The organism is Kitasatospora sp. NPDC058444, assembly GCF_042721415.1.
Classification (GTDB): Bacteria; Actinomycetota; Actinomycetes; order Streptomycetales; family Streptomycetaceae; genus Kitasatospora.
Genome location: NZ_JBHXLL010000060.1, coordinates 20,054 through 46,092 on the forward strand (window position 1 = coordinate 20,054; position 26,039 = coordinate 46,092).

A 26,039-nucleotide genomic window follows, 5' to 3' on the forward strand; every position below is an offset into this window, starting at 1 on the left:
GAACGCAGGGCGCGGGCCGGGCGGCAGTGCGGCCGCCCGGCCCGGGCTCCCGGACCGGTCAGGGACCGGTGGTCGTCGGGATCTCGGTGTTGTAGTCCGCGAGCCTGGCGATCTGAGCCGCGCTCAGGATCCCCTGGTAGGCCCAGACGTCGTCCAGCTCGCCGGAGAAGTACTCGCCCCAGGTGCCGGCACCCGTCCTGGCCCGCCCGAACTGCAGGCCCGGGCCCGCGTCGAAGGGCCGCCTGGCCGGGCCCCAGGAGGTCCGCGAGACGCAGGAGTCGCCGCCGGTGCAGAGCTGGTTCTCCGGCTGCCCGTTGACGTACAGCGACAGCTGTCCCGCCAGGGCGTCGTACGTCACCGCGAGGTGGGTCCAGTTCTCCAGCACGCTCGTGGCGGGGGAGTGGGCGACGACGGTGCGGCCGGTGGTGGCGCCGTCGCCGGTGTTCACCTCGGCCTGCCACTCGCCCAGGTGGGCGCCGGTGGCCGGATCGTCCTTCAGGTAGTGCCAGCGCACGGTGACCGCGTCGCCGTTGGCGCCGGCCTGGGAGAGCACCGTCATGTCCCGGGTCGGGACGCCGGCGGTGTCCGCCCACGCGGCGAGGGTGAAGCTCTGGTCGGCGTGCAGCGGGGTGGTGGCGCTCTGCGCGTAGCCCTTGACGCCGTCCAGCCGGAGTGTGCCGGGAGTGAGGAGGAGCCCGCCGCCCGGGTCGGTCCTCGCGCCGTCGCCGAGCTGCGCTCCGGAGGCGGTGCTGTTCTCGTCCGGTGAGACGGGCGGGGAGCCGGCCGCGGTGTCGAGTCGCCAGCGGCCCACCAGCTGCGGTCGCTGCTTGACCAGGTCGGCGGCCTCGGTGGCGGTCACCACCCGGTCGTAGAGGCGGACGTCGTCGATGTCGCCGTCGAAGAAGTCGCCGTTCCTGCCTTCCCGGCTGATGGCGCCGATCTGCACCGGGCCGGGGTCGGGCCAGGGCGTGGTCTGGACGTAGTCCGTCTCACCGACCAGCGTCCCGTTGACGTACAGGCGCAGCTTCTGCGCGGTGGCGTCGGAGACGCCGAGCAGGTGCGTCCACTGGCCCTCGTTCGGGCCGAAGCAGGGGATGCCGTTGACCGGCCCCGTGCAGACCGGCTGGACGGCGCGCACCAGGGTGTCGGCGGCGCTGTCCTCCTTGTAGCGCCCGAAGATCCACTTCTTGCTGTAGGCCGAGTAGTAGAGCGAGAACTCGTTGTTGTGGGCCCCGATCTGGTCGATCACCACGCGCGCGGCGGTGTCGCCGTCGGCGAGCTTGGGCAGTCGCACCCAGCTGGAGACGGAGAAGCTCCTCGTCCCGTCGACCATCGGCCGCGCGGTGCGGGCGTAGCCGCTGGTGCCGTCCAGGCGGATCGCCTTGTCGGCGACGCCGGGGATGCCGAGCTGCGCCGCGCCGGAGACCGTGAGGTCGTCGGACTCCGACGCGCTGGGTGCGGTGCGGGCGTTGCCGTCGAGGTGCCAGACCGCCTTGGCCGGGAGGCCGGCGGCGAGCTGCCGGTCGGCCGCCACGTCGGTGACATCGCTCGCGGACAGCGCGCGGTCCCAGACCTTCACCTCGTCCAGCGCGCCCGACCACGGGTCGTTGTAGCCGCCGCGGTAGCGCATCCGGCCGAGCTCCAGCGACCCCCGGGCCGACCAGGAGGCCGGGGCGGCGACCGGCGCACCGGCCGGAACGCCGTTGACGTACAGCATCACGGTCCTGGCCGCGGCGTCGTACACGCCGGTCAGGTGCGTCCACTGGTTCAGTGCCGCCGGACCGGTGGCGCCGGCCAGTTGGTAGCCGTAGCCGACGTCGTCCGTGCTGACCGTCTCGAAGGCCCAGCCGCCGTTGCGCACGCCGAGGCTGAAGCCGGGCATGTACGACCCGGACTGCGAGACCGCCGAGCGGTTGCGGTCGGCGTTGGCGAGCTTCACCCAGGCCGAGACGGTGAAGCTCCTGGCGGTGTCGAGCACCGCGCCCTGGGTGCTCGCGTAGCCGTCGGCCGTGGCGTCGAAGGCCAGGGCGTCGCCCAGGTGCCCGGGGGACTGCGGGCTCGCGCCGGAGCCCAGTGTGGCGTCGGACCCGCCGCCCGTGCCGGTCAGCCTGGTGCCGGAGGGGTCGTCCATGGACCACCCGGCGCGCTGCGGCCGGCCGGCCAGGACGTTGAAGTAGTACGTCTCGGGCTGCGAGGCGTTGCCCGAGCCGTCGATCGCGCGGGCGGTGAGGGTGTGCAGGCCGGGTTTCTCCGGCAGCAGGTTCACCGTGGCGGCCGCGCCGCCGCTGACGGCCACCTCGTTGGTCAGGGCCGTGCCGTCCACCACCCACTGGTACTTGGCCACGTCGGTGGCCTTCGACCTGATGGTGAAGCTTCCGTAGCGGCCGACGCCGTCGGTCCAGGGCAGGGTGGCGGTGGCGTCCGAGGAGCCCGGGTAGGACGAGGACGTGATGGCGGGGCCGTCGGGTGCGGTGGTGTCGACGGAGAAGTAGCAGTCGGTCGGGTCGCCGTCCGAGGACCACGGCCCCCACTCGGCGCCGTCCCAGGCCCGCACCTCCCAGCCGTACTGGCCCTTCGCGGGCGCCGGCAGCGCGGGCAGGGTGATCGAGAAGGCCGAGCCGGAGGCCTTGAAGGTGTCGGAGCCGGGCGCGGTGCCCTCCGCGCCGGTGGACCACCAGCGGCGCCGGAAACCGGTGGTGCCGTCGTCCCAGGCGGCGGCGAACTGGAGGCCGACCGCCTCGCCGTCCGGGTCACCGGCCTTCGCGGTGAGCTGGGGCCACTTGTTGAGCTTGACCCCGGTGGACACGCACATGCCGGGCGACATGGTCAGGTCGCTCATCGAGGTCTGGCGCGGAGGCACGTTGTAGCGGACCCGCAGCGCGGCGTCGTCGGTGAACTTCTTCCAGCCGTAGAGGTCGCTCTCGTCGCGGGCCCGCAGGCCGAAGGTGGTGGACGACCAGCCCCAGTTGGCCGCGTCCTGGACCAGGTCGCGGACCGGGCCCGAGTCGCCGCCGAACTCCAGTTGGCCGGCCGGGCAGTCACCGCTCCAGCCCTTGGCCGTCCAGACGGTCTGCAGGTAGCGGTTCCAGAACCCGCTGCCGTTCTGGCCGTCCCAGGTGAGGCCCGAGCTGATGTAGCCGGTGTTCCAGAGCTCGACCGGCGTCTGGTGGGTGCAGTCGAAGGACCAGCTCTCGTTGGCGACGAACTCGGCGCTGAGGATGTGCTTCCCGGCGAACTGGCTGGTCGGCACCTGGAAGAACGCCCGCTTCACGTCGCGCGGCTGACAGCGCGAGGTGTCACCGCAGTACCCGACGCCCCAGTCGCCGACGTACTTTCCGTTGTAGGTGAAGTGCCAGTACGCCTGCGAGTGCCAGTACTGCGAGACGCCCGCCCAGTCGCCGGCGTGCGGCGTGCTCCAGGCCGGGTCGATCATGACCGGGTAGACCGTGCCCGGGTCGTCCAGCATGGACCGGTCCGGGGTGAGGACCATCCCGTCCTGCGCCTTCGGCAGCTCCACGCCGATCCGGGCCACCTTCGCCCCTTCGCCGGGGGCGGCCAGGGACGGGGCCTCGGGCGCCTGTTCCGTGGGTGCCTGGGCCGCGGGCGCCTCAGCAGCGGGCGCCTGCGCCGCGAGCGATCGCTCCTGCGGGCGGGAGGTCTGCGCGGGCTCGGCGGCCGGCGCCGCCTTGGTTGCGGAGTCCCACATCACCGGGGTCGGGGCCTCGAAGACCGTGCCGCCGGCGCCCTTGTCGACGGCCGTCATCGAGCCGTCCGCGGCCTGCGCGACCGTCAGGCCGTCGCCCTGGAGGCCGAGCCGGAGCCGTCCGAGCTCGGGGTTCTTCGCGGCCTGCGGGGTGTGCACCACGAGGACCTGGGTGAACCCGGTCCGGGTCGCGGTCAGCCGCAGGTCCACGTCCGGCAGGACCGAGCGGTACTCGGCCGTACTGCCCTTCAGGTCGGGCTTGGGCAGCGGCTTGGGCCAGCTGAGCTTCAGCTCCCGGCCGGCCGAGGCCATCCGCACCAGCGGACGGCCGCTGCCGCCGCCCGAGAACTCCACCTCGGCCGTCGCCGCCTTGGCCGCCACCACGCCGCCCGGCCGCTCGGCGAGGGTCGGGTCGATGTCCACCCAGGTACCGCCCCGGCGCACCCAGTGCGGCTGGACGTACGTCGTCGTCACCAGCTGTCCGTCCGGCTGCGCGACCGTGGCACTGGACTCGGTCCGCTTCTGCGCGACGTCCACCGGCTTGCCCGTCCGCCGTGCCTCGGCGACCGCGAGGCCCTCCGGCCCCTCGGCGGAAACCGCACCGGCCGCCGTCGCCCCCTGACCGGGCCCGGTGCCCACGGCACCCGCGCCGCCCGCGGCGGTCGCCGGAACGACCCCCGCCCCGAGCAGCGCCCCCACGGTCAGCGCGGCGGCGAACCAGCCCTGGGCGAATCGCCTCCACCTTGTTCTTTGCACTGTTAACCAATTCGAGATCGACCGACATCGTGAAATGACGGCACCGAATCGGGCCTGCGGGGAGGTCCACGGAACGGGTGAAACCGATGGGGACGCGGTCGGAATCGGAGACATCCCACCGGGTCGGGCATCGGATCCGCACTCGATGTCCCGAGCGCGCCGTCGTGTGCGCCCCGTGAAGGCCTTTTCCTCGGCGCCAGGGCAGAACTGTAGGGGGCGCGGGCGGTCGGCAGGCCGGGGTGACCTGTCCGGCCGCCTGTCTCACGACTGTCTCACGGCTCTGACCTGCTGTTATTCAAGCCGGAAAGGCGCTGAATTGGAGACACCGAGGGGAGATCGGAGGGTTCGACAGGACGATCCGGGTGTCCGGGCAGGACCTCTCGGCCGATTCATAGGTTCGTATACGATGCTCAAATTGCTACTGGCGGAACGCAAGTCGAGAGGATTTCAGGGAATAGATCAGGACGCGTTCGCGCCGTGCGCGCGCCGACCGGGATAGCGCGGTGCGGTGTGGCACCGTACGGGGTGGGTGCGGCGCCCGACGGGGAGCTCGCGACCGGTTGCCGGGAACGCGGAACTCCCGCATTCCGGGGCGTCCGCCGTTCACCGACGTCGAGGAGGAAGGAGCCGTCAATGACGTACACCGTGGATTTCGAGACCGTCTCGACCGTGGGCCTGGAGTCGTCGCCGGTCGCGGAGGCGCTGGCCGGCCTGCGGGCGAACGAGGCCCGCTACTTCAGGAACAAGTATGGCCACGTCTTCACGGTGGAGCCGGTGGAGTCGGCGGGCGACGCCCGGGAGGCCGTCGACTGGGTGCACCGGATCCTGAAGGAGGAGCGCGACATCGTCATCTCGTCCCGACCGCTGGAGGCCACGGCCTTCCAGGTCGAGGACATCCGCATGGCCTACGTCTTCTACGAGAGCGGGCTGGCGGTCAACGTGATGTACACCGTCGACGACGCCAAGAAGCGGGCGGTCGGGTTCAAGCTCTCGGAGGGGATGGAGGTCCCGGAGGAACTCGCCTCCCGGTTCAAGTTCGCCCGGCAGAAGTCGAAGCTCGCCGGCACCATCCGCGGCTCGTATTTCGTCGTCAAGGGCGAGTACTGACGGCGGCACCTGCGGGTCAGGGGTCGCCCGGTTCGGCCCGGGGGGCCTCGGTGGCCTGGTCGGCCTGGTCCGCTCGGGCCGCCTGTTCCGCCCGGGCGCGCTTTCGGCGTTCGACGCGGGTGCCGGCGATCACGGCGGCGGTCAGGCTGGTCGCGATGATCGCCTCGGCCCAGAAGAACGCGATGTAGTCGATCAGCGAGCCGATCGGCGGCCCGCCGGGCGCGGCGTTGCGCATGCCGATCAGCGCGAACAGGGTCGCCGCCATCCAGCCGAGGGCGGGCCACACCATGCCCTGGCCGCCGCGGTACACCACTTCCGCGCCGCCCATGACGGCCAGTGCCAGCGCCCACATTGCGGCGATCATGAACCAGGCCAGGATCAGCGTGCTGCGCGCCCGGGTGGCCCTCGCGTGCAGGACCACCGCCCCGGAGGCCGGGGTGTCGGCGGTGGGGTGGACGGAGAAGAACGGGTCCGCGTCGCCGAAGACGAGGCCGACGGGCACGGCGCCGGTGCTGTCCGAGGCCGAGAAGGCGGCGGTGAACCGGTAGCGGTCGAAGGGGTAGTCGGTCTCGGTGCCGCCGTAGAGGCCGGCCGGGACGAGCTGGGGTTCCGTCACCTCTCCGGGTGCCGTCCGCAGGACCGTCCTGGCGATCGCCCCGACCGTGATCTCCACCTGGCGGCTGAAGGCGGACGAGCCGGGCCCCTGGGCCAGGCCGCCGTGCGGAAGGGCCACGACGAAGAGCGTCAGCTGCGCACCCCCGGGGTCGAAGTCCTGGGACGCGACGTTCAGTTCGACCCAGTCGGGGGCGCTCGGCACCGCGAGTGCCCGGCTCCGCTGCCGGGTGTCGCGCTCGTCGAGGTAGAGCGCGACACCCGTCCCGCAGGCGAGGGCCAGCAGCAGGACGGCGAGGGCGAAGCGGTTTCCGCGCAGCCTGGCGAGGGCGCTCACGACGGGGACCGGAAGGCCCTACGGCGCGATCTCGAACGCGGGCGGCTCGAGCCCGGCGAGGCAGCCCGTGTCCGGTGCGGTCGGGGCGTCGAAGAACGACCGGGTGATCGACTGGGCGCACGGCGAGTCGGCGAAGACCACGTGGGCGACGTAGGGGACCGTCACCTCCGTGGAGCGGCTGAGCGTGCGGGCCGCGTACGGCCCGCTGCTCGGTGCGGTCTGGGCGTCGAATCCGCCGGAGAGCACGAGGGTCGGGATGTTGCTGTCCGTCACGTCCCGGACCGAGTCCGGCGCGGCGGGAACGTCCCAGGCACGGCAGTCCGCCTGGAGGAAGGCGAGCAGCGGGGCGTTGGCCACCACCGACCGGGGGAAGGACGGGAAGGCGCGGTGCCCCGCCCGCATCACGTCGGCCCGGCTCTCGAACGGCGTCCACTCGCTGCAGAAGACGCCGTAGGCGAGCCCGTGGGAGACCCTGCCGACGGCCTGCGGGCTGAGCTTGCCGCCCGCCCACTGCTCGGCGATCCGCCGGGGGTCGCCGTGGGCCAACTCGTCGATGGAGCGGGGCACGCCGGCCGCCAGGTGGGTGGCGGAGACCAGCCAGTTCACCAGGACCCCGCCGTCCAGCACGACCTCGACCGGCTCCGGGCGGCCCGGGACGGTGACGGTGGTGGTGACCGGGTCGGCTTCGAGCTCACTGACGAGGCGCTCGAAGGTGCCCTTCAGGTCCGGGTAGCGGTCGGCGCAGGCGGGCTGCCGCGCGCAGGCCCCGAACAGGCCGTCGAAGCCCTCGCGCGCCGCCTTCCAGGTCACGGCCCCGCCCGCCAGGGACGGCGGCAGTACGCCGTCGATGCCGACCGAGCGGATGCCCTGCGGGTGCAGGCGCAGGTAGGTGAGGGCCAGGTCGGTGCCGTACGAGATGCCGAAGACGTTCCACCGCTCGATGCCCAGCGCCCTGCGCAGGTCCGCGTAGTCGGCGGCGCTCTCGGTGCTGTTGTAGGCACTGAGGTCGACGCCGCGGCCCTCCAGTTCGTCGTGGCAGGCCCGCGTCGCCTCGACGTGCAGGTGCCCGGTGGAGCGCGCGTCGTAGACGAGGCCGAGGGCGCTCGCGTTGAACTCGTCGATGTTCGGGCAGGTGAGCGCCGGGTCGGCCGAGTAGGTCCCGCGCTGGGACATGAAGATCACGTCCCGGTCGCGGTTCAGGTCGCCGTTGAGCGCCAGGGGGATCTCGGAGACCGCGTCGTCGCCGGGCCCGCCGGCGAGCCACACGATCGGGTCGTCGGCCTTCCGGTGGGTGGCCGGCACGATCGCGACGCCGAGGGTGATCTTCCGTCCCTCGGGGTCGTCCCGGTCCTCGGGCACGGTGAGCGTTCCGCAGCGGGCCCCCGTCAGCGCGGGGGACGGGTCGGCGGTCCTCGGGCAGGGGCCCGGCGCGTAGCGGGCGTGGCCCGCCGTCCCGGCGACGGTGCCGAGGGGCTCCCCGGCGCCGGACGCCGCCTCGGCGGGCACCGCGGTCAGGCCGGTGGCGAGGCCGGTGAGGAGACCGGTGACGAGGCTTTGGACGAGGACGGCGGCGGTGGCCCCGGCCAGGGTGGTCAGCGACCGTCGCGCGGTGCGCCGGTGCCGGGCTGGGTGGATGGACATCATGCGGACTCCGGGCCGGGGGTGACGGTGAACGGTTCGGGGGCGAGCCCGGCCACGCAGGCGGTGTCCGGCGGCGCGGTCGGATCCGCCAGGAAGGAGGCCAGGACGCTCTGCGCGCAAGGGGATTGGGGCACCACCCAGTGGCCGATCCCGGGGATCCACACGGTGGTCGAGCGGGACAGCGTCCGGGCCGCGTACGCGCCCCAGGCCGCCCCGGACTTGGCGTCGAAGGTGCCGGAGAGGACGAGCGCGGGCACGTCGCTGACGGTGGCCACCCGCTGGACGTCGGTGCGGTCCGGGACGTCCCAGGCCCGGCACACGCCGTACTCGAAGGGCAGCTGCGGTGCCTGCGCCAGCACCCGGCCCGGCCAGCCGGGGAAGGCCTCGCGGCCCGCCTCCAGCACGTCGGAGCGCGCGTACCCCGGCACCCACTCGCCGCAGGCCACCGACTGGGTCAGGCCGTGGCCGACCTCGCCGACCGGGGTCTTCGCGCCCGCGGCCTGGGCCCGTGCGAAGCGCTCCGGATTCCCGTCGGCGAGCTCGTCGAGCGCCGCGGGGACGTCGACGGCCTTCACGGCGTTGGCGACCAGCAGGTTCACCAGGGCGCCCCCGTCGAGGACGACCTCCACCGGCTCGCCTCCCGACGGCGGCCGCGCCGTCAGCCGCAGCGGACCCGCCTCCAGGCGCCGGACCTGCTCCGTCAGCGTGTCCGGGAGGTCCGGGTAGCGGCTCCCGCAGACGGGCTGCGCCGCACACGCCGCGAGGATCGCGCCGATCCCCTCCCGGGCGCTGTCCCACGTCCACGGCAGACTCACGATGTCCGGGGGCACGACCGAGTCGATCGCGACCGAGCGGATCCCCTCGGGGTGCCGCCGCAGGTGGGTGAGGGCCAGTTCGGTGCCGTACGAGTACCCGTAGACGTTCCAGCGGTCGATGCCCAGTGCCCGGCGCAGGTCGGCGAAGTCGTCGGCGTTCTCGGTCGTGTTGTAGGCGTCCAGGTCGATCCCGTCGGCCGTCAGGCGGTCGTGGCACTGTCTCGCCGCACGCACCAGCCGCCGCCCGGTCGACGGCGCGTCGTAGCGCAGCCCGACGGACTCCGCGGTGAACCGGTCGATCTCCGGGCAGAGCAGGGCCGGCTGGGAGTGGAGCGTGCCGCGCTGGGCCATGACGATCAGCTCGCGGTCGCGGTTCACACCGGAATCGAGGAGGAAGGGGATGCTCCCGAACGCGTCGCCCCCGGGCCCGCCTTCCATGAACACCACCGGGTCCCCGGCCGGCGCCGCCGAGGCGGCGGGGATGATCGCGACGGCCAGCCGGATGGTGCGTCCGGTGCGGTCGGCGCGGTTCTCCGGCACCTCCAGCATCCCGCAGCGCCCGGGGACCGGCTCGGGGGTCTGCGGGCAGGCGCCGGGCACGAACCGTGCCGCGGTTCCCGACAGGGGAGCGCGGACGGCCGGTGGCACCGCACCGGCCGGCGTCGGACCGGCCGCCCCCAGGACGGCCAGGCCGGCCGTGGCGAGCGCCGTCCCGGTGCGTGCGCCCCGGGAGCCTCGCCGTCCCCACCGGTGTCGTGCCGGTATTCGCCCGGACCGGGCGCTCCCGTGGACGGACGGCGGGTGGCCCGGGCTGTCGCCCTGTCTCATCATGTGGTCCCGTCTCTCTCACGGCCCCGGAACGGACGGCGCCGCGTGGTGCCGGCCGCCGCCGCACGGTTCGTCCGGGGACTGCGCAGCCCAGCCTCGGGCCGCCGGGAGACGGCCACCACTCGTGGGCTCCACTCGGAGCAGTGGCCGCTCCGGCTCCGGCAGGCGGCGTGCCCGCTCCGGGCGAGGCCGTGGTCACCGTGCGACTACGGCACGGTCCGGGCCGGATCCACTCGCCGGGCCGCCACCGGTGCCTGGGGCGGCGTCCAGGCGAACAACCACCGATGTGCTTCGACGAGGCCGACCAGCCGGGCGCGTCGTGGGCGGGCGGCCCCGTCCGTTGCGAGGGGCGCCGGCCGTCCGCGGCGGCCCACCGCCGACGGGGAAGCCCGTCCCGGGCGACGCCGGATCCTGGGGCTGCGCCTCCTCCAACGGCTGCTGACCCGGGCGTTGCTGCGCACACCCCCGGTGCTCGAGGACTGAGCCCGGCACGGCGGCGAGTCAGGGCCCTTCCGGTTCCGCCCGGGTATCCGGGACCGCCCGGGCCGCCGGTTCGGACGGCTCCGTGCGGGTTCCGCACGCCGGTGCGGGGTTCCGGTGCGGACTCGGACTTCCTGTCTTGCTGTCTGACAGGTTCACGCGCTGATCATGCGACGCCCGGTGACGTCGCGTCAAGGCCGGATTCATGCCCTGTCGTGCGGGTGGCGGCGTCGGCGTTCTGCGATCGCCTGCCCTCGGCTCCGCTCGTACACGGACCCTCGCGGCGTGACAAGTCCACTACTGATCGGATTTGATCGTACGGGCTCTCGCAGGGCAGGCTCGGTGCCGCACAGTGGCGGAACCGCCACGGTCCGGCACGGAGGGAGCCGCATGTCCGGGACCGAAGACAGCAAACCGACCGCACACGTCGTCGTCGGGTACACCCCGCAGGACGGTTTCGTCGCCGTCCAGCTCAGTCCGCCACCAGCGGAGTACGTGTGGCACGACCGGCAGGCCGAGCACCACCAGGAACGGTTCGGGCCGGGTAACGGCTACCAGCAGTGGCTCGCCGTCGATGCCGCGACCGGTGCCGTCTGGTTCGGGGACACCGACTGGCGAACGCGGGACGAGGACGCCGACCTCTGGCTCCCGGGACACCGCCGGGCCGCGGTCGGCGATGGCGCTCTTCCCTCGCCGGCGGTCTTCGCCCTCCCGCTCACCCACCGCGCTGTCGACGACCGGGGCACCGACACCTGGCGCTTCTTCGGCGCCGAGGAGCTCCACGCACTGGTCCGGCGGGTATTGCCCATGGTCCAGCGGGTGATCGGCTCGCTGCACCGCGTGGGCCCCGGCGAGGAATTGGAATGGTCCGCCGAAGCCGCCACGGCCTGGATCGATCTCGAACAGGCCTGCCGGTACACGCTCGACGAGACGGGAACGGTGGTCTGGGCCGAACCCCGGATGAGCCCGGTTCCCGCGTGGCGGGTCGAGGTGGCCGACTTCCTCGCCCGGAACCCGGAGCTGTGCGACCCGGCTTGGGCGACGGCCACCGACGCCGAGTTGGACGGCTGCGCCGTTTACGAACCCGAATCCGGTTACGGCGGCGTTCCGGGACGGATGTGCGCTCCGACGGGCGTTCGGATCGAGGAGGGTTACGCGTTCTACGGTCACCGCGCGGCGCTGTACGCCTACCGCGCGGCCGCCTGCGGCGACCGCATCCCGGTCGAGGCCGGGCTCTGGCTGCGGAGCAGCGATGCCGGACGGAGCAGCTGGGAGGGCGCGAAGGTCGTGGGAGCGAGTCTCGCCGACGCCCCTGACTGCGTGTTGGACCACCTCGCCGAGACGTTCCGCGGCGCTGCGGCCGACGACGGCGTGGTCCTCACCGGCCTGACGGCCTACCTGTGGCAACAGCGGGCCGAGGAGAGGGCGGCGGTGGACGACACGCTCGCCGCCACCGGGGAGGAGCTCAAGCGCCTGGAGGAGTTGCTCAAGGACGTCCGCCTGGTCCGGAACACGGTCCTGACCCGAGTCCTCAGCTGGACCGACGGGCGGGACGACGAGGTGATCGCCCGTCTCGCGGTGATGTCCCCCGTCGCCGTGGCCGATTGGCGTGAGCGGCTCACCGCCGACCGGAGCATCCCCTCGCAGGCGTGAGCGGCTGCCCGGATGACCGGCCCACGGGCGGCCGGCATCCTTCGGAGGCGCACTCGTCGCGGCGTCGCCCCGGCTCATGAGAGGGCGGCCTGTGCCTGCGCGGCGAGCATCCGTTCCAGGGCCAGGAGGGCGCGCGGGGCGTGCCGGGTGTCGATGCGGACGGTGTAGATGAAGCGTGTCAGCTCCGGGCCGGCGAGGGGACGGGCCACGACCTGGGTGATCCCCGGGGGAAGGGCCAGCCTCGGCATGACGGCGACGCAGAGGCCGGCGGAGACGAAGCCGAGCACGGTGTTGAAGTCGTCGCCGTCGTATTCCAGGCGGGCCTGGAAGCCCGGCGTCTTGGCCATCTGGGCGAGCAGCTCCAGGCGCAGCGCGGCCTCCGGAGCCGCGATCCACGTCTCGGACGCGAGGTCCGCCAGGTCGATGACGTCCCGGTGGGCGAGGTGGTGGTCCGCCGGGACGACTGCCACGACCGGGTCCCGCGCGACCAGCAGTCGGCGCAGCGTCCGGGGCGGTGGCATCGGAATGAAGTCGTAGTCGTAGCTGAGGGCCAGGTCCATGTCCCCCCGCTTGAGCCGGTTGTAGCCGGCGTCCGGCTCCACCTGGGAGAGGCTGACCTGCACGTCCGGATAGGTCGCGTGGAGCTCTGCCAGCGCCTTCGGGACGATGCCCGCGGCGGAGGAGGCGAAGGCGCCGAGCCTGATCCGTCCGGCCGTGCCGGCACGCATGGCGTCGAGTTCCACGGCCGCCGCCGCCAGTGCGCTCCGCACGCGCTGCTCGGCGTCGAGGAGGACCCTGCCGGCCGGGGTGGCGCGCACGGGGCGGCGCTCGATCAGGATGAGGCCGGCGCGGCGTTCGAGTTCGGCGATCTGTTGCGACACGGCGGGTGCGCTGTAGCCCAGCTCGCGGGCGGCGGCGTTGAAGGAGCCGTGGCGCACCACGGCTTCGAGGGTGGCGAGCAGCCGGGGGTCGAGTCTCTGCACGGAGTTAAGGCTCACTTATCTGTCGCGAAGATGTCTTTTCTTGTGCTTAAGCATGAACGGCAGCAGGATTCTTGCTCGCGGCCCGGATGCGCAAGCCTCCGCCCCGGGACCGCGACCCACCCCACCCGCCTCGGGCGCGTCCGTGTGCCCGCGGGGCCGTGCACCCCCTCCTCCCCAGCCCGCCCGCACCCGCCTCCGTCGAGCGGACGGGCTGCGGGGGAGACGGCCGTCGACGATCTACCCCCGCCCCTGAAAGGACGTGGTATGCCCAAGCCACTCATCGGACTGACCACCTACCTCGCCGATGCCCAGTGGGGGGAGTGGGAACTGCCCGCCGCCCTGCTTCCCGCGGCGTACGTCAGCTGCCTCCAGGCGGCGGGCGGTCGCGCGGTCCTGCTGCCGCCGGACGCGCCGGAGGCCGCGCCCGACGTCGTCGCGCGCCTGGACGCGATCGTCCTGACCAGCGGTGAGGACGTGGACCCCGCGTCGTACGGGGCGCGGCCGCATCCGTGCACGGGGCCGCCGGCGCGCGAGCGCGACCGGTGGGAGCGGGCCGTGCTGGCCGAGGCCCTCGCGCGTGACCTGCCGGTGCTCGGAGTCTGCCGCGGAATGCAGTTGATGAACGTGCACGCGGGCGGCACCCTGATCCAGCACCTCCCCGAGAGGGTGGGTCACCACGGGCACAACCTGCACGGCGGGCACTTCTCCCCCCACGCCGTCACCACGGTGCCGGGGACGCGGATCGGTGCGCTCCTCCCGGGGACCCGCCAGGTCGCCACGCACCACCACCAGGCGGTGGAGTCCCTCGGGGCCGGCCTGATCGTGGCTGCCCGCACGGCGGACGGCACCGTCGAGGCGATCGAGAGCACCCGGCACCGGTTCGCGGTCGGCGTGCAGTGGCATCCCGAGATGGCCTTCGACTCGGCGGTGGTGCACGCCCTGGTGGCCGCGGCCAGGTCGACGTCGGCCCCCGCGCCGACTCCCGTCGGCGAGCGGGAGGTGCGTGTCCGGCCTATTCCACCGGAGGTCCCGCGGACGAATCCGGGGTCTTGACACACGGCGCTCCGAACTCCAGGATCAGCCCGTGAACCTGTCAGACAGCAAGACAGGTGGGGCGATCCCGCGGCGCGTCAGCGCGATGGAAGCGGTCTTCGGCCACCTGCGCAGCGCCATCGAGCGCGGTCAGTACGCCGTGGGGGACAAGCTCCCCTCGGAAGCAGAGCTGTGCCGGACCCTGGAGGTCAGTCGGCCCGTGCTGCGGGAGGCACTCCGCGCCCTCCAGACCCTGGGCCTGACGGTCTCGAAGACCGGCAAGGGCACCTTCGTCGTGGCGAACACGGTCGACGAACCCACCTTCGGCGACTACGCGGCCGGCGACCTCCTGGAAGTCCGCCGGCACGTCGAGATCCCGGTCGCCGGCTACGCGGCGCTGCGCCGGACCCCGGAGGACCTGGACCACCTGGCCCACCTGCTCGACCGGATGGAGCGGGAGACCGACACCACCGCGTGGGTCGCCCTGGACACCGTGTTCCACCTGGCGGTGGCCGAGGCCTCCCGCAACCCGGTGTTCCGCCGGGTGATCGAGGAGATCCGTGACGCACTGGCGCGTCAGTCGACCTTCCTCAACGAATTCTGCGGCAGGCGCGAGCAGTCCAACTGCGAGCACCGGGCGATCGTCGAGGCCCTGATCGACGGTTCCGAGGCCGACGCCGTCGAGGCGATGTCCCACCACCTCCACCGCGTGGAGGCCACCCTCACCGACATCGTGCGCCCCCAACGGGCGGACACCTAAGAGAAGGCAGAGCCGAGGCGTGAGCGAGCAGTTCCTCAAAGACGAGAAGCGCCCCACGACCCGTCACGTCGACGCCGGTGACACCGGCTACAGCAAGTCCCTGAAAGCCCGGCACGTCAACATGATCGCCATCGGCGGTGCCATCGGCACCGGGTTGTTCCTCGGCGCGGGCGGCCGGCTCGCCGATGCCGGGCCCTCCCTGTTCGTCGCGTACGCGATCTGCGGCGTCTTCGCGTTCCTCGTGGTGCGGGCGCTCGGCGAGCTCGTCCTGTACCGCCCTTCCTCCGGCGCCTTCGTGTCGTACGCCCGGGAGTTCATGGGGGAGAAGGGCGCGTACACCGCCGGCTGGATGTACTTCCTCAACTGGGCGACCACCGGCATCGCCGACATCACCGCCGTCGCCACCTACACCCACTACTGGCACCTGTTCTCCGACGTTCCGCAGTGGGTGATCGCGCTCGTAGCCCTGGCCGTCGTCCTCACCGTGAACCTCATCTCGGTGCGGATCTTCGGTGAACTCGAGTTCTGGTTCGCCATCGTCAAGGTCAGCGCCCTGGTCGTCTTCATGGGCATCGGGATCTTCCTGCTCGTCACCCGGCACCCGGTCGACGGCGTCGTACCCGGTCCGTCGCTGATCGCCGACAACGGCGGGATCTTCCCCAACGGCCTGCTGCCGATGCTGTTGATCATCCAGGGTGTCGTCTTCGCCTACGCCTCCGTCGAACTGGTCGGCGTGACGGCCGGGGAGACCGAGAACCCCGAGAAGATCATGCCCAAGGCGATCAACTCGATCATGTGGCGGGTGGGCCTGTTCTACGTCGGCTCGGTCGTGCTGCTGTCGATGCTGATGCCGTGGAACGCCTACACCTCCGGCCAGAGCCCCTTCGTGACGGTGCTCTCCCACATCGGTGTCCCGGCGGCGGGCAGCGTGATGAACCTGGTCGTCCTCACCGCGGCGATGTCCTCGCTCAACTCGGGCCTCTACTCCACCGGCCGCATCCTGCGCTCGATGGCCGTCAACGGATCGGCCCCGCGCTTCACCGCCCGGATGAGCCGCAGCCATGTGCCCTACGGCGGCATCCTGCTCACCAGCGGCATGTGCGTCCTCGGTGTCGGCCTCAACTTCGTGGTCCCCGCCGAGGCGTTCGAGATCGTGCTCAACCTCGCGGCCATCGGCATCATCGCCACCTGGGGCATGATCATGCTCTGCCACCTCCTGTTCTGGCGGAAGAGCACGGCCGGCGACCTGACCCGCCCCGGCTACCGACTGCCCGGCTCGCCCTGGACCGAACTCGTGACGCTGGCCTTCCTCGCCACCGTCCTGGTCCTCATGTACGCCGACGGCGGAGCCGGACGCACCACCGTGCTGTGCGTACCGCTCATCGCCGCCGCACTCGTCGCCGGCTGGTACGCGATCCGCGGGCGCATCGCACGCACCGCCGCCGGAGCCGACGACTGAACCCGGGCGGCCCGGGAGGACCGCGCGGACCCACCGCGCCTCCGCCCGGGCCCGCCGCCCGCAGGCACGTAGGCCAGCGCCCCCACACCATCACCTATCGAGGCAGTCATGCTCACCAGCCCCCTCACGGACGCGCCCGCGATCCGCGAACCCCGCCACGCGCCCGTCGCCCACGTCACCCGGAGCGGCGTGATCGAGGGCACTCACTACGGCTCCGTCGTCGTCCTCGGCGGCGACGGCGAGGTCCGGTTCCACCTCGGCGACGCGGAGGCCGCGTTCTACCCGCGATCGGCCCTCAAGCCCGTCCAGGCCGTCGCCATGGTCCGCGCGGGACTGCCGCTCGACGGCGAACTGCTCGCCCTGGCGATGGGCAGCCATTCCGGCGAGGAACGCCACCTCGCCGGTGCCCGGCGGATCCTGGCGCTCGCCGGCCTCACCGAGGACGACCTGCGCAACGTTCCGGACCTGCCGTTCGGCCCGGCCGTCCGCGACACCTGGATCCGGGAGGACCGTGCTCCCTCCCGGCTCGCCCAGAACTGTTCTGGCAAGCACGCCGCGATGCTCCACCTCTGCAAGCTCAACGGATGGCCGCTGCAGGACTACGACGCCCCCGAGCACCCGCTCCAGCGGATGATCGCGGAGGTCGTCGAGGAACTCACCGGCCAGCGCATCGCGCGCGCCACCGTGGACGGCTGTGGCACCCCCCTGTTCGCCGTCTCCCTCCACGGTCTGGCCCGTGCCGCCGCGCGCATCGCCACCGGCGCGCCCGGGACCCCCGAATTCAGAGTGGCGGACGCCCTGCGCAGCCACCCGGAGATGGCCTCCGGTGCGGGGCGGGACATGGCCGAGCTGATGCGCGCGGTACCCGGGCTGCTCACCAAGGACGGCTTCGAGGGCGTCCAGATCGCCGCGCTGCCGGACGGCCGCGCCATCGCCCTGAAGATCGCCGACGGGGCGAACCGGGCGCGCGTCCCGGTGGCGGCGGCCGCCCTGGCGCTGGCGGGAGTCGACCCGCGGCTGCTCACCGGGTTCGCGGGGGAGCCGGTCACCGGCGGCGGCCGGCCCGTCGGCGGCGTGCGGCCGGTGGCGGCCCTGGACCCGTCGGCCCTGCTCGCCCCCGCCTGACCCGACCCACCACTCCGAGAAGAGGACCCGCACACCCATGACCGCCGCCACTCGCAGCGAACACGACCTGCTCGGGGACCGCGACGTCCCCGCCGACGCCTACTGGGGCGTCCACACCCTGCGAGCCACCGAGAACTTCCCCATCACGGGCACGCCCATCTCCGCCCACCCGCACCTGATCGACGCGCTGGCCGCCGTGAAGGAGGCCGCCGCCCTCGCCAACGAGGAACTCGGCCTGCTGGAAGCCGCGAAGGCGGAGGCGATCGTCGCCGCCTGCCGCGAGATCCGCGACGGCGAGCTGCACGACCAGTTCGTCGTGGACGTCGTCCAGGGCGGCGCCGGCACCTCGACCAACATGAACGCCAACGAGGTCGTCGCCAACCGGGCGCTGGAGCTGCTGGGCCACGCCAAGGGCGAGTACCGGCACCTGCACCCCAACGAGGACGTCAACCTCGGCCAGTCCACCAACGACGTCTACCCGACCGCCGTCCGGATCGCGACCGTGTTCGCCGTGCGGGGCCTGCTCGACGCGATGGCCGTCCTCCAGGACGCCTTCGCCCGCAAGGCCGTCGAGTTCCGCGACGTCCTGAAGATGGGCCGCACCCAGCTGCAGGACGCCGTGCCGATGACGCTCGGCCAGGAGTTCTCCGCCTTCGCCGTCATGCTCGACGAGGACCGCAGCCGCCTCGCGGAGGCCGTCGAGCTGATCCACGAGATCAACCTCGGCGCGACGGCGATCGGCACCGGCCTCAACGCCCCCGCCGGGTACGCCGAATCCGCCCGGCGCCACCTCGCCGACATCACCGGGCTGCCCCTGGTCACCGCCGCGAACCTGGTCGAGGCCACCCAGGACTGCGGCGCGTTCGTCCAGATGTCCGGCGTGCTCAAGCGCGTCGCCGTCAAGCTGTCCAAGACCTGCAACGACCTGCGGCTGCTGTCCTCCGGGCCGCGCGCGGGCCTCGGCGAGATCAACCTGCCACCGGTGCAGGCCGGTTCGAGCATCATGCCGGGCAAGGTCAACCCGGTGATCCCCGAAGTCGTCAACCAGGTCGCCTTCGAGGTGATCGGCAACGACGTCGCGATCACCATGGCCGCCGAGGCGGGGCAGCTCCAGCTCAACGCCTTCGAGCCGATCATCCTGCACTCCCTGTCGGAGTCGATCACCCATCTGCGAGCGGCCTGCCACACCCTCGCCGAGCGTTGCGTCGTCGGCATCACCGCCAACACCGAGGTGCTGCGCGCGACCGTCGAGAACTCCATAGGGCTGGTGACCGCCCTGAACCCGCACATCGGCTACACGGCCGCCACCGACATCGCCAAGGAGGCCCTGGCCAGCGGCCGGGGCGTGGCCGAACTCGTCCTGGAGAGGGGCCTGCTCCCGGCGGAGCGGCTAGCGGCCCTGCTGCGGCCCGAGGTCATCGCCGGCAGCGGAGCGGCCGTGGCCTGAGGACGACGCCGAGGCCGGCTTCCGGGCCGCTTCGCGGGCGGTGCTGATCCTGACGGCCGGTCACCGGTGCGGAGCCGCCGCCCTGCGGTCGAAGTCGGCGGGCCGTCCTCCGTCGGTGGCGCACCCGCGCGGCCCCGGCAGGGCCTGCCCGGGCCGTGCCCGGGTGAGCCGGGCCGGCCGCGCGAGGAACCTTCGGCCGTCCGAGGACAGTGCGGCTCGGGGTGTCACTGGTCGGAGTAGCCGAGGTCTCCGACCGTCCAGCTGCTGATGTCCGCGATGGCGATGCGGTACATGCCCCCGGTGTGGGGCAGGCCGTAGCTGCCCTGCAGGATGCGGGCGACGTGCAGGTGCAGGTGGGTGGGGTCGGAAGCGAGCAGGTCCGGGTCGCTGGTGGCGGAGGTCGCGAACAGCGCCGCGAAGGGCTTCAAGTGGTCCGAGCCGGCGAGCACCTCTGCCACCCGTTCGAGCCAAAGGCGTTCCGGTGCCAGCCGGCCGGTGATGACCGCCCCGGGGACGACCACGGTCAGGGGCATCTGGTCGCTGCGCTCGGACTCCACCATCCTGGCGATGTCGACGAGCAGCGCATCGGGGTTCGACATGGACCCGAGAACAGTGCCCGCCGAGCCCGCGAGGTCCGGGCTGCGACGGCGGTGGCTCGATCCCGGCGTCGCGCACCGGCCCGGTGCCGGCTCGAGGGCGTCGCGCCACCGGGCCGGTCGTCCCGGCCGACGCACCCGGCTCCGGCCCTCCGGGGAACACGTGCCGGGTGGCGGCGCGAGCCGGGGCGCTCTCCGCGTCCGTGTCGGGGAGGTGGAGGCCGAGGTCGCCGTGCAGGGACTCGCGCAGGGTGGTCAGATCGGCCAACGGGGCGTCGTGCAGCCACGCTTCGGGGGCGGTGAGCCGCAGGTCGGTGAAGCTGGCGCGGACGGCGTCGGTGTCGAGGGTGCTGGTGTCGACCAGGGTGCCGTCGAACTCCTCGACGCCGAATCCGCAGCTCAGCTCACTCTGGAACGATCAGTTAATCGAGTGCGAGGGTCCCGGTCCGGGTGATACAAGATCCGTGTGACTGAGCGATTCTCCTTCCCCACCCTGCTGCAGATGATCGACGAGCGGTCCGCCGCGTTCCGGGCCGCCGTCGCCGCGGCCCCCAGCCTCGACGCCGACGTCCCGTCCTGCCCGGGCTGGACGCTGTACGACCTGGCGAACCACCTCAGTGAGGGGGACCGCTTCTGGGCCCACATCGTGCTGAACACCGCGCCGGGCGACGAGCGGCCGAGCAAGGACGGGCTGGTGGCGCCCAGGGAGCGCGCGGCGCTCATCACGTGGCTGGCCGACTCGACGGAGCAGCTGCTGACCGCTCTGCGCGAGGCCGGCCCGGACCGGGGCTGCTGGGCCTGGTGGGAGCCGCTGGCCTCGCCGCACACGGTGGCCGCCGTGGCCCGCCGCCGCGTCCCGGAGTCGCTGATCCACACCTACGACGCGCAGCTGGCCTCCGGTACCCCGCAGGAGCTGCCGACGACCGAGGCGGTCGACGCCATCGACGAGTTCCTCGCCACCGTCTGCACCGTCACGGTCCCGTGGCCGAACGAGCCCGCCACCATGGACTACCACGCAGCCGAGGCCGGCACCTGGCGCCAGACGGTGGACGCCGCCGGTTCCCGCTTCACCCGCCTCACCTCGGCGGAGGCCGCCGAGAGCAAGCCGACCGCCGCCCTCTACGGCACGGCGAGCGAGATGGCCCTGCTCATGTACATGCGCATCCCGGCCGACTCGCTGCGGACGGAGGGCGACGCCGGCCTGCTCCAGCAGCTGCAGAACTGGGGCTGACTGATCGTTTCGGAATGAGTCGAGCCGTGGGTCTCGCCCTCGACGATCTCGGTCGGCGGGGTGCCCGGGTGCGTGCTGATCCTGTTCCGGACGACCTGTGGGAGCGGGTGGCTCCGCTGCTGCCACCCGCTCCCGAGCGGCGCTACCGCCGTCCCGGGCGACTCCGCGTCCCGGACAGGGTGGCCCTCGCGGGCATCATGCACGTGCTGCGAACCGGTGTTGCCCGGCGCGATGTGCCCACCGAGACCATGGGCTGATCCGGAGTCACGGCCTGGCGCCGGCCGCGGGACTGGACCGAGGCCGGCGTTCGCGTTCGCGTGGCTGCACCGGTTCAAGCGGCTCCGCGCCCGCTACGAGCGACGCGCTGACCTCCACCAGGGACTGCTCGAACTCGCCTGCGGAGGCATTGTCCAATCCTGTGGACTGACCGGACAGCCCAATGACCGGTGATCAAGCAAGCGGCTTGCGGTAACGGATGTACTCGTTCTGCCGCCGGAACCCCACACTCTCGTAAAGGTCGTAGGACCGGTGCGGGTTCGCCGTGCCCGTGAACAGCCGGGCAGTCGTTGCACCCTGCTCGCGAAGGCTCCGCAGCCCGTCCAGCAGGAGGACCCGGCCGATTCCAAGGCGTCGCTGGTCCGTCCGGACACTCAGCTCTTCCACCTCGCCCACGGTGTGGTCGTGACGGCGGATGGAGCAGAGGGCGACGCCGACCATGTCCTGCCCGTTCCAGGCAGCCCTCCAGCACGCGGGGTCGGCGGTGTCGACGAAGTCCTGGAAAGGCCATCTCTGAGCGAAGCCCGTGTCCGCGTACGAATCGACGACCGTCCTCCAGGCCGCACGGTAGTGGCTCGTCCCGATCGGCCCTGTCCGTATCCCGGCCGGCAGTCCGCTGCCCACCTCGGGCACCTGCTGCAGATCGCCCAGCTCCAGCTCGACCAGGCTGAAGACACGTCGGTAGCCGGCTGCGCGCAGCAGCGCCGTGGCGTCCTGCTCGGAGGCCACAGCGTTCGCGCCGATCACTGCCGTCCGCGCCGTTCCATGCTGTTCGACGAGCTGGCGGATCCGCTCTTCGGCCCAGCTCAGCATGGCTGAGCCGATGCCCTGGCCGCGATGCTCGGGCAAGAGGTAGCCGCGGTGCAGGTACAGCCACGTATCGTCCCGCTCTTGCCACCACCGGATCGTCGAGTAGCCGACGACGCTCCCGTCGAGCACCACCAGGATCTGGTTCTTGGACGGCTCCTCCAACTTGGCAGAAGCTTCGGCGATCTCGGCCGCTGTCGGGAGCCCTTCCACAACCGAATGGACATCGACGTGGTCCCGTTCAACACATCCCAGCCGCACCGCAGCCATGGCGCTGTGGTCCTCGTCGCCACGATACGTCCGGAACCCGAAGCCGACCGGAAGGTCCTGTCCTGCCGTGCCATCCAACATGACCGGATGTTCTCGAACTTCGAGGCAGGTCCGCCACCCTGTTCACGCCGCGGTCGTCTGCGGCTGTTCCGCTTCGCAGCCGTTCCGGCTGTACTGGCACGATGGCCGGCGCGAGCGCCGCCCCGCGCCGGACTACTTCGTAGGCCTGGCCGACGGCCGGGGCCGGGTGGTCGATGTCCGCGCGGCCGACCGGCTGGACGAGCAGGCTGCGGAGGCCTGCGCCGCGACGGGCCGGGCCTGCGCCGCGGCGGGCTGGGACTTCGAGCACGCCGGCACGCCGGATCCGGTGCTCATGGCGAATGTCCGCCGGCTGTCGCGCTACCGCAGGGCGAGGGCGGCGGAGCCGGCGGCGGTGTCGGAGCGCCTGGTCGAGGTCTTCGCGGTTCCTCGGCCGTTGTACGAGGGCGCCGAGCTGGTCGGGGACCGGATGCTCGTCCTGCCGGTGCTGTTCCACCTGCTGTGGTCCGGTCGCCTGGCCACGGACCTGGAGGGCGAGTTGCTCGGGGCGACCAGTTGCCGTGGTTGCTCCATGAGAACCCCAACGCCGTCGAGGACGAAGCCCTCTGAGTGCTTGATGCCGTTGGGGTTCTCGAGAGTCACTCGCCTGGTCCGGTCACAGCTCCGGGATCTCAGTCCGCCGCGCGTGCAGCTCGGAGCGGATCAGTTCGAGGAGACGCCCTGTCCAGTTGCGCCCTCGGCCGGCGTTGTCTCCCCAGAAGGCCGAGTCCATGTCGTCGTAGAGCACGGTGGCGTCTTCTGTCGACAGCAGGATTTCGGCCAGTTCGGGGTGTTGGTCGTACTTGGCGCGCAGCAGACGCGTCATGACGGCGGTCCGGACATGCTCCCAGCCCTCGCGGCGAGGCGCTTCGGCCGCGAGCTTGCGCGCCGCCGAGACGGTTTCCGCCATCGCGATCCTGCCCCGGACCTCGGGCTGAGCAACTGACAGGGCCCAGTAGGCATGGGCGACGGAGGGGTAGCGGGTCTCCCCCACGGTGATCGGGGCGGGGTAGTCGTTGCGCAGGCCGACCTTGCCGGGATCATCCATCGGCTCCTTGGGGAACGTCTGGGCGACGTGAACTGCCGGGGCATGGGACGTCACTGGTCCGTCCGCGGGGACGCGCTTGGGCCGCTCGGCCCTCCAGCGGGCCCGCTCCTCGAAGTATGCGAGGGCACTGTCGTAGTCCTCCTGCGTGACCGTTCCGTCGAACGACAGGTAGGTCTGGCCCCCGGGTCCTGCCACCAGTACCCGCAGCGGCTGGTCCTTGCGGTCCATGTCGCCCAGCGCGTAGCGGCGCTGCGTTTCCGGGATCGCGAGGAACGCGGCGCGGGCTGCGGCCCGGTTCTCCTCGGTCCGGTCAGCGAGGAAGGCGTCGACGGCGGCGAGGCAGCGGCCGGTCGAGTCGGGCCGCCCGTTCAGCTGGTCGATGGTGTCGCGGACTTCGGCGAGCAGCAGCTCGGGGGTCTGCCAGCTTTGCGGCTCGCTGAACTTCCATTGCGCCAGACCGTGCGCGGATGCCTCCGCGCCCTCCGGGAGGCTGGTGGCCACCCAGCCGGTGCGCAGCTTCTCCTCGAACTCCTCGATGGTGACCAGGCCCCAGCAGCCGATGAGCCCGTCGGCGTAGATGAAGAGATCAGTGAGGAAGTAGTGGCCGTTGCGGATGAAGACGTGCCGCCAGGTTCCGGGTATGCGGACGCCGTCCGCGGTGCGATAGGTGATCTGGTTGCCGATCATCCTGAGATTGTGTCGCAGCGAAAACCCAGTTGGCACCGGTTTTTCCTCCGGGCCGGCTGAAGCGCCCACCTCAAAGCCCCAGCCGTCGTCGGACACCGAACCGGCGGTCAACCTCCGGTGAGACAACCGGCAACCAGTCAAACTCCGCTGAGACTGGTGAAACTTCGCTGCGACGGGTCACGCGCACCCGCCCTGACCACCTGGGCGGCGACAAGGCGTACAGCTCTCGCCGTCGCTACCTGCGCAGACGCCAGATCAAGCACGCCATCCCGGAGCCCAAGGGCAATCGCCTGAAGCACTTCTTCCGCGCCGTTGCGAAGTACTTCGACAAACGGGCCTACGGCTTCCATGGGACGGTCAGCGTTGAGTCGATCCGGCGCTGGCTCCGTGGGTAGATCAAGTATCCCAAGATCCGGACGTGTCTGTCACCGTCCTCCGGGAGGAGATTCTGTCGCGATTCGCACACCTAAGGTTGCGGATGACCAGCGAGAACCTCGATCTGACGTGGAGTCGGGATGGCATCTGACATTGCCGCAGTGGCTGCGGAGCTCAACACGATGGTTGCGGCAGATCACCAGGCCGCGCGCAAGGCGAACAGCGATGAACCCGCGGAGCAGTTGGCCTGGCGGCGCTTGACCGCGCAGCACGCGGACCGTCTCAGCGAGATCATGGACGCGCACGGGTGGCCGACCGCGGAACTGGTCGGTGAGGACGCGGCACGGGCCGCGTGGCTGATCGCGCAACACGCCGACCGGCAGCTCGACGTTCAGCGGCGCGCGCTGCGGCTGATGGAGCAGGCGGTGGCCGACGGCGCCGCCAGCCCGAGAGATCTTGCCTTCCTGCAGGACCGCACCCTTGTGAACGAAGGGAAGAAGCAGATCTACGGCACGCAGATCGCCGGCGTGAAGGACGGCGCGCCGATCCCATGGCCCTGCGAGGAACCCGAGCGCATGGACGAGCGCCGTGCAGAAGTCGGAATCCCGCCGTTCGCCGAGTACATCGCTCAGTTCTCTGTTGCCTGACGCCCCGGCATCCGGCGGATCACGTTCACGCCTGATCCGCCGGACAGGCCCCTAACGGGTCTCTCTGGGCATCGTGGTGCAGCGGACTCGTTCCCCTGCGGCCTTCGTGTTGGTCGCGCGTGTCGTGTCCGTGGTCGGAGCACATGCTCAGACGAATACCGGATCCACACCCGGCGAACTCCCGGACGACCGATCCCTTTCGAGGCATCGTTCGAGGCCAGGGCATGAAGAACGAGCTTGCGGAGATGTGCAGAGCGCCCTCCTTTCCGAGCCATGTCGGGTCGGAGCAGTCACGCGAACGACGGCCACCGGGACGCGGCCCACTCCCGCCAGCCCGCCCAGCCCGGAGGCGGCCCGGCGACCTCGCCGCCCGCCAACTCCGCCGCGTCGGGCTCCTCGAAGTGCGCCCGCCCGTCCAGGATGTCGGCCTCGGTCATCGGAAGCGTCTCCTCGGGGGTGGTCGCCCAACGATGGGCTATCCGGGCGCGCTGCGTCGCGTCGTCCACCGGCAGGTAGAGCATCCGGAAGGACGCGCCCTCGGCCTCCGCCAGCCACCGGATCGCGGAACGCTCGTCACGGGACCAACAGCCGTAGTCCACCACGATGTTGGTGCCCAGCCTGACCGCCTCCAGGGCGAGCCACAGCATGCGCCCCTCCAACACGTCGCGCTTCCCGTCCGCCTCCGCCGCACCGAACAGCGGAATCATCCAGTCGTCGGGCGTCAGCCGCAGCGCGCCGTGCTCGTTGGCGATTTGTCGAGCCCTCGTGGTCTTCCCGGCCCCTGGAAGGCCGACCATCAGGAACAACGTGGTCACCCCCAGAGCGTGGCAGGGCGGCCGGGCGGACGACCAGCGCTTTATCCGCCCGATCACGACCCGCGCCTGTGGCGAGCCCTCCAGGGCTGATCACCACCAGCTGGGCCACCGTGGGGGCGGCGGCCGGCTGGTCTTGTTGCGAGCCCTCCAGGACTGATCACCACCCGCCACCGACCTCGCCGACGCCCTCGAAGCGTTCGCGTTGCGAGCCCTCCGGGGCTGATCACCACCCAGGTCGCGGGCATGCGTCCGGACGCTGACCCCACGTTGCGAGCCCTCCGGGGCTGATCACCACCCCAACTGAGGAGCACACCGTGACCGACCAGCCCGCGTTGCGAGCCCTCCGGGGCTGATCACCACGAGGTGCGTGGTGCGTTACTGACTTCGGCTGATCAGGGTGATGTTGGGGTGTCGAGGGTCAGGCCGGTGCCGGCTATGAAGCCGTCGAGGGTGTCGGGCCGGTACTGCAGG

General features: G+C 71.9%; 18 protein-coding genes and 3 pseudogenes. 12 read left to right on the forward strand and 9 right to left on the reverse strand.

Annotated elements, in window-relative coordinates:
* Nucleotides 1-58: 58 nt before the first annotated feature.
* The gene (locus tag ACFWP2_RS36395; RefSeq protein WP_380459785.1) at nucleotides 59-4,459 is read right to left on the reverse strand and encodes a LamG domain-containing protein; all 4,401 of its coding nucleotides are present in this window, start codon (nucleotides 4,457-4,459) and stop codon (nucleotides 59-61) included.
* A gap of 633 nt (nucleotides 4,460-5,092) precedes the next feature.
* Between ACFWP2_RS36395 and ACFWP2_RS36400 the strand changes: the two genes are divergently transcribed.
* Entirely contained in the window at nucleotides 5,093-5,566 is a 474-nt protein-coding gene (locus tag ACFWP2_RS36400) for a phage tail protein (RefSeq protein ID WP_380459787.1), read from the forward strand.
* 16 nt (nucleotides 5,567-5,582) lie between these two features.
* Here ACFWP2_RS36400 and ACFWP2_RS36405 read toward each other — a convergent pair whose 3' ends face one another.
* The 3 genes from ACFWP2_RS36405 to ACFWP2_RS36415 are packed head-to-tail and all read right to left on the reverse strand — an operon-like array spanning nucleotide 5,583 to nucleotide 9,520.
* The gene (locus ACFWP2_RS36405) at nucleotides 5,583-6,515 is read right to left on the reverse strand and encodes a DUF4436 family protein (RefSeq protein WP_380459789.1); all 933 of its coding nucleotides are present in this window, start codon (nucleotides 6,513-6,515) and stop codon (nucleotides 5,583-5,585) included.
* An 18-nt stretch (nucleotides 6,516-6,533) separates the two neighbouring features.
* A complete protein-coding gene (locus ACFWP2_RS36410; protein WP_380459792.1) occupies nucleotides 6,534-8,159 on the reverse strand; it encodes an alpha/beta fold hydrolase in 1,626 nt (541 codons plus the stop codon).
* Complete coding sequence (locus ACFWP2_RS36415; RefSeq protein ID WP_380459794.1) at nucleotides 8,156-9,520, reverse strand: alpha/beta fold hydrolase; 1,365 nt, start codon at nucleotides 9,518-9,520, stop codon at nucleotides 8,156-8,158. The genes ACFWP2_RS36410 and ACFWP2_RS36415 overlap by 4 nt, the downstream gene beginning before the upstream one ends.
* Before the next feature lie 1,149 nt (nucleotides 9,521-10,669).
* On the opposite strand from ACFWP2_RS36415, the gene ACFWP2_RS36420 reads away from it, so the two are divergent.
* Entirely contained in the window at nucleotides 10,670-11,932 is a 1,263-nt protein-coding gene (locus tag ACFWP2_RS36420) for a hypothetical protein (RefSeq protein ID WP_380459796.1), read from the forward strand.
* 74 nt (nucleotides 11,933-12,006) lie between these two features.
* On the opposite strand, the gene ACFWP2_RS36425 is transcribed toward ACFWP2_RS36420, so the two are convergent.
* A complete protein-coding gene (locus ACFWP2_RS36425) occupies nucleotides 12,007-12,915 on the reverse strand; it encodes a LysR substrate-binding domain-containing protein (protein WP_380459798.1) in 909 nt (302 codons plus the stop codon).
* Between the two features lie 264 nt (nucleotides 12,916-13,179).
* Here ACFWP2_RS36425 and ACFWP2_RS36430 point away from each other — a divergent pair, with 264 nt between their 5' ends.
* The 5 genes from ACFWP2_RS36430 to aspA all read left to right on the forward strand — a co-directional run bounded on the left by ACFWP2_RS36430 (nucleotide 13,180) and on the right by aspA (nucleotide 18,738).
* The gene (locus ACFWP2_RS36430) at nucleotides 13,180-13,968 is read left to right on the forward strand and encodes a gamma-glutamyl-gamma-aminobutyrate hydrolase family protein (protein WP_380459800.1); all 789 of its coding nucleotides are present in this window, start codon (nucleotides 13,180-13,182) and stop codon (nucleotides 13,966-13,968) included.
* A 31-nt stretch (nucleotides 13,969-13,999) separates the two neighbouring features.
* Nucleotides 14,000-14,707: a FadR/GntR family transcriptional regulator gene (locus ACFWP2_RS36435; RefSeq protein WP_380459802.1), complete on the forward strand. Its 708-nt coding sequence runs from the start codon at nucleotides 14,000-14,002 to the stop codon at nucleotides 14,705-14,707.
* A 19-nt stretch (nucleotides 14,708-14,726) separates the two neighbouring features.
* The gene (locus ACFWP2_RS36440) at nucleotides 14,727-16,166 is read left to right on the forward strand and encodes an amino acid permease (RefSeq protein ID WP_380459804.1); all 1,440 of its coding nucleotides are present in this window, start codon (nucleotides 14,727-14,729) and stop codon (nucleotides 16,164-16,166) included.
* A 108-nt stretch (nucleotides 16,167-16,274) separates the two neighbouring features.
* The gene (locus ACFWP2_RS36445) at nucleotides 16,275-17,291 is read left to right on the forward strand and encodes an asparaginase (protein ID WP_380459806.1); all 1,017 of its coding nucleotides are present in this window, start codon (nucleotides 16,275-16,277) and stop codon (nucleotides 17,289-17,291) included.
* A 37-nt stretch (nucleotides 17,292-17,328) separates the two neighbouring features.
* Nucleotides 17,329-18,738: an aspartate ammonia-lyase gene (gene aspA, locus ACFWP2_RS36450; protein ID WP_380459808.1), complete on the forward strand. Its 1,410-nt coding sequence runs from the start codon at nucleotides 17,329-17,331 to the stop codon at nucleotides 18,736-18,738.
* A gap of 224 nt (nucleotides 18,739-18,962) precedes the next feature.
* Here the strand turns inward: aspA and ACFWP2_RS36455 are convergent, their stop codons facing one another.
* Complete coding sequence (locus ACFWP2_RS36455; RefSeq protein WP_380459810.1) at nucleotides 18,963-19,337, reverse strand: hypothetical protein; 375 nt, start codon at nucleotides 19,335-19,337, stop codon at nucleotides 18,963-18,965.
* 463 nt (nucleotides 19,338-19,800) lie between these two features.
* On the opposite strand from ACFWP2_RS36455, the gene ACFWP2_RS36460 reads away from it, so the two are divergent.
* Entirely contained in the window at nucleotides 19,801-20,565 is a 765-nt protein-coding gene (locus tag ACFWP2_RS36460) for a maleylpyruvate isomerase family mycothiol-dependent enzyme (protein ID WP_380459812.1), read from the forward strand.
* 14 nt (nucleotides 20,566-20,579) lie between these two features.
* Nucleotides 20,580-20,819, forward strand: a pseudogene (locus ACFWP2_RS36465) (transposase); the annotation flags it as partial.
* 196 nt (nucleotides 20,820-21,015) lie between these two features.
* Here ACFWP2_RS36465 and ACFWP2_RS36470 read toward each other — a convergent pair.
* Entirely contained in the window at nucleotides 21,016-21,999 is a 984-nt protein-coding gene (locus ACFWP2_RS36470) for a GNAT family N-acetyltransferase (RefSeq protein WP_380459814.1), read from the reverse strand.
* Here ACFWP2_RS36470 and ACFWP2_RS36475 point away from each other — a divergent pair.
* A pseudogene (locus tag ACFWP2_RS36475) lies at nucleotides 21,998-22,441 on the forward strand (TnsA-like heteromeric transposase endonuclease subunit); the annotation flags it as partial. The gene ACFWP2_RS36470 and the pseudogene ACFWP2_RS36475 overlap by 2 nt on opposite strands.
* A 171-nt stretch (nucleotides 22,442-22,612) precedes the next feature.
* On the opposite strand, the gene ACFWP2_RS36480 reads toward ACFWP2_RS36475, so the two are convergent.
* On the reverse strand, nucleotides 22,613-23,731 hold the full coding sequence (locus ACFWP2_RS36480) for an NADAR family protein (protein ID WP_380459816.1): 1,119 nt from the start codon (nucleotides 23,729-23,731) through the stop codon (nucleotides 22,613-22,615).
* Between the two features lie 182 nt (nucleotides 23,732-23,913).
* Between ACFWP2_RS36480 and ACFWP2_RS36485 the strand changes: the two are divergent.
* Both ACFWP2_RS36485 and ACFWP2_RS36490 read left to right on the forward strand, forming a co-directional pair.
* A pseudogene (locus ACFWP2_RS36485) lies at nucleotides 23,914-24,126 on the forward strand (IS5/IS1182 family transposase); the annotation flags it as partial.
* Nucleotides 24,127-24,246: 120 nt separating this feature from the next.
* Nucleotides 24,247-24,753, forward strand: a complete 507-nt coding sequence (locus ACFWP2_RS36490) for a DUF6624 domain-containing protein (protein WP_380459818.1) — start codon at nucleotides 24,247-24,249, stop codon at nucleotides 24,751-24,753.
* Nucleotides 24,754-25,043: 290 nt separating this feature from the next.
* On the opposite strand, the gene ACFWP2_RS36495 is transcribed toward ACFWP2_RS36490, so the two are convergent.
* Nucleotides 25,044-25,568: an AAA family ATPase gene (locus tag ACFWP2_RS36495; protein ID WP_380459820.1), complete on the reverse strand. Its 525-nt coding sequence runs from the start codon at nucleotides 25,566-25,568 to the stop codon at nucleotides 25,044-25,046.
* Nucleotides 25,569-26,039 lie beyond the last annotated feature (471 nt).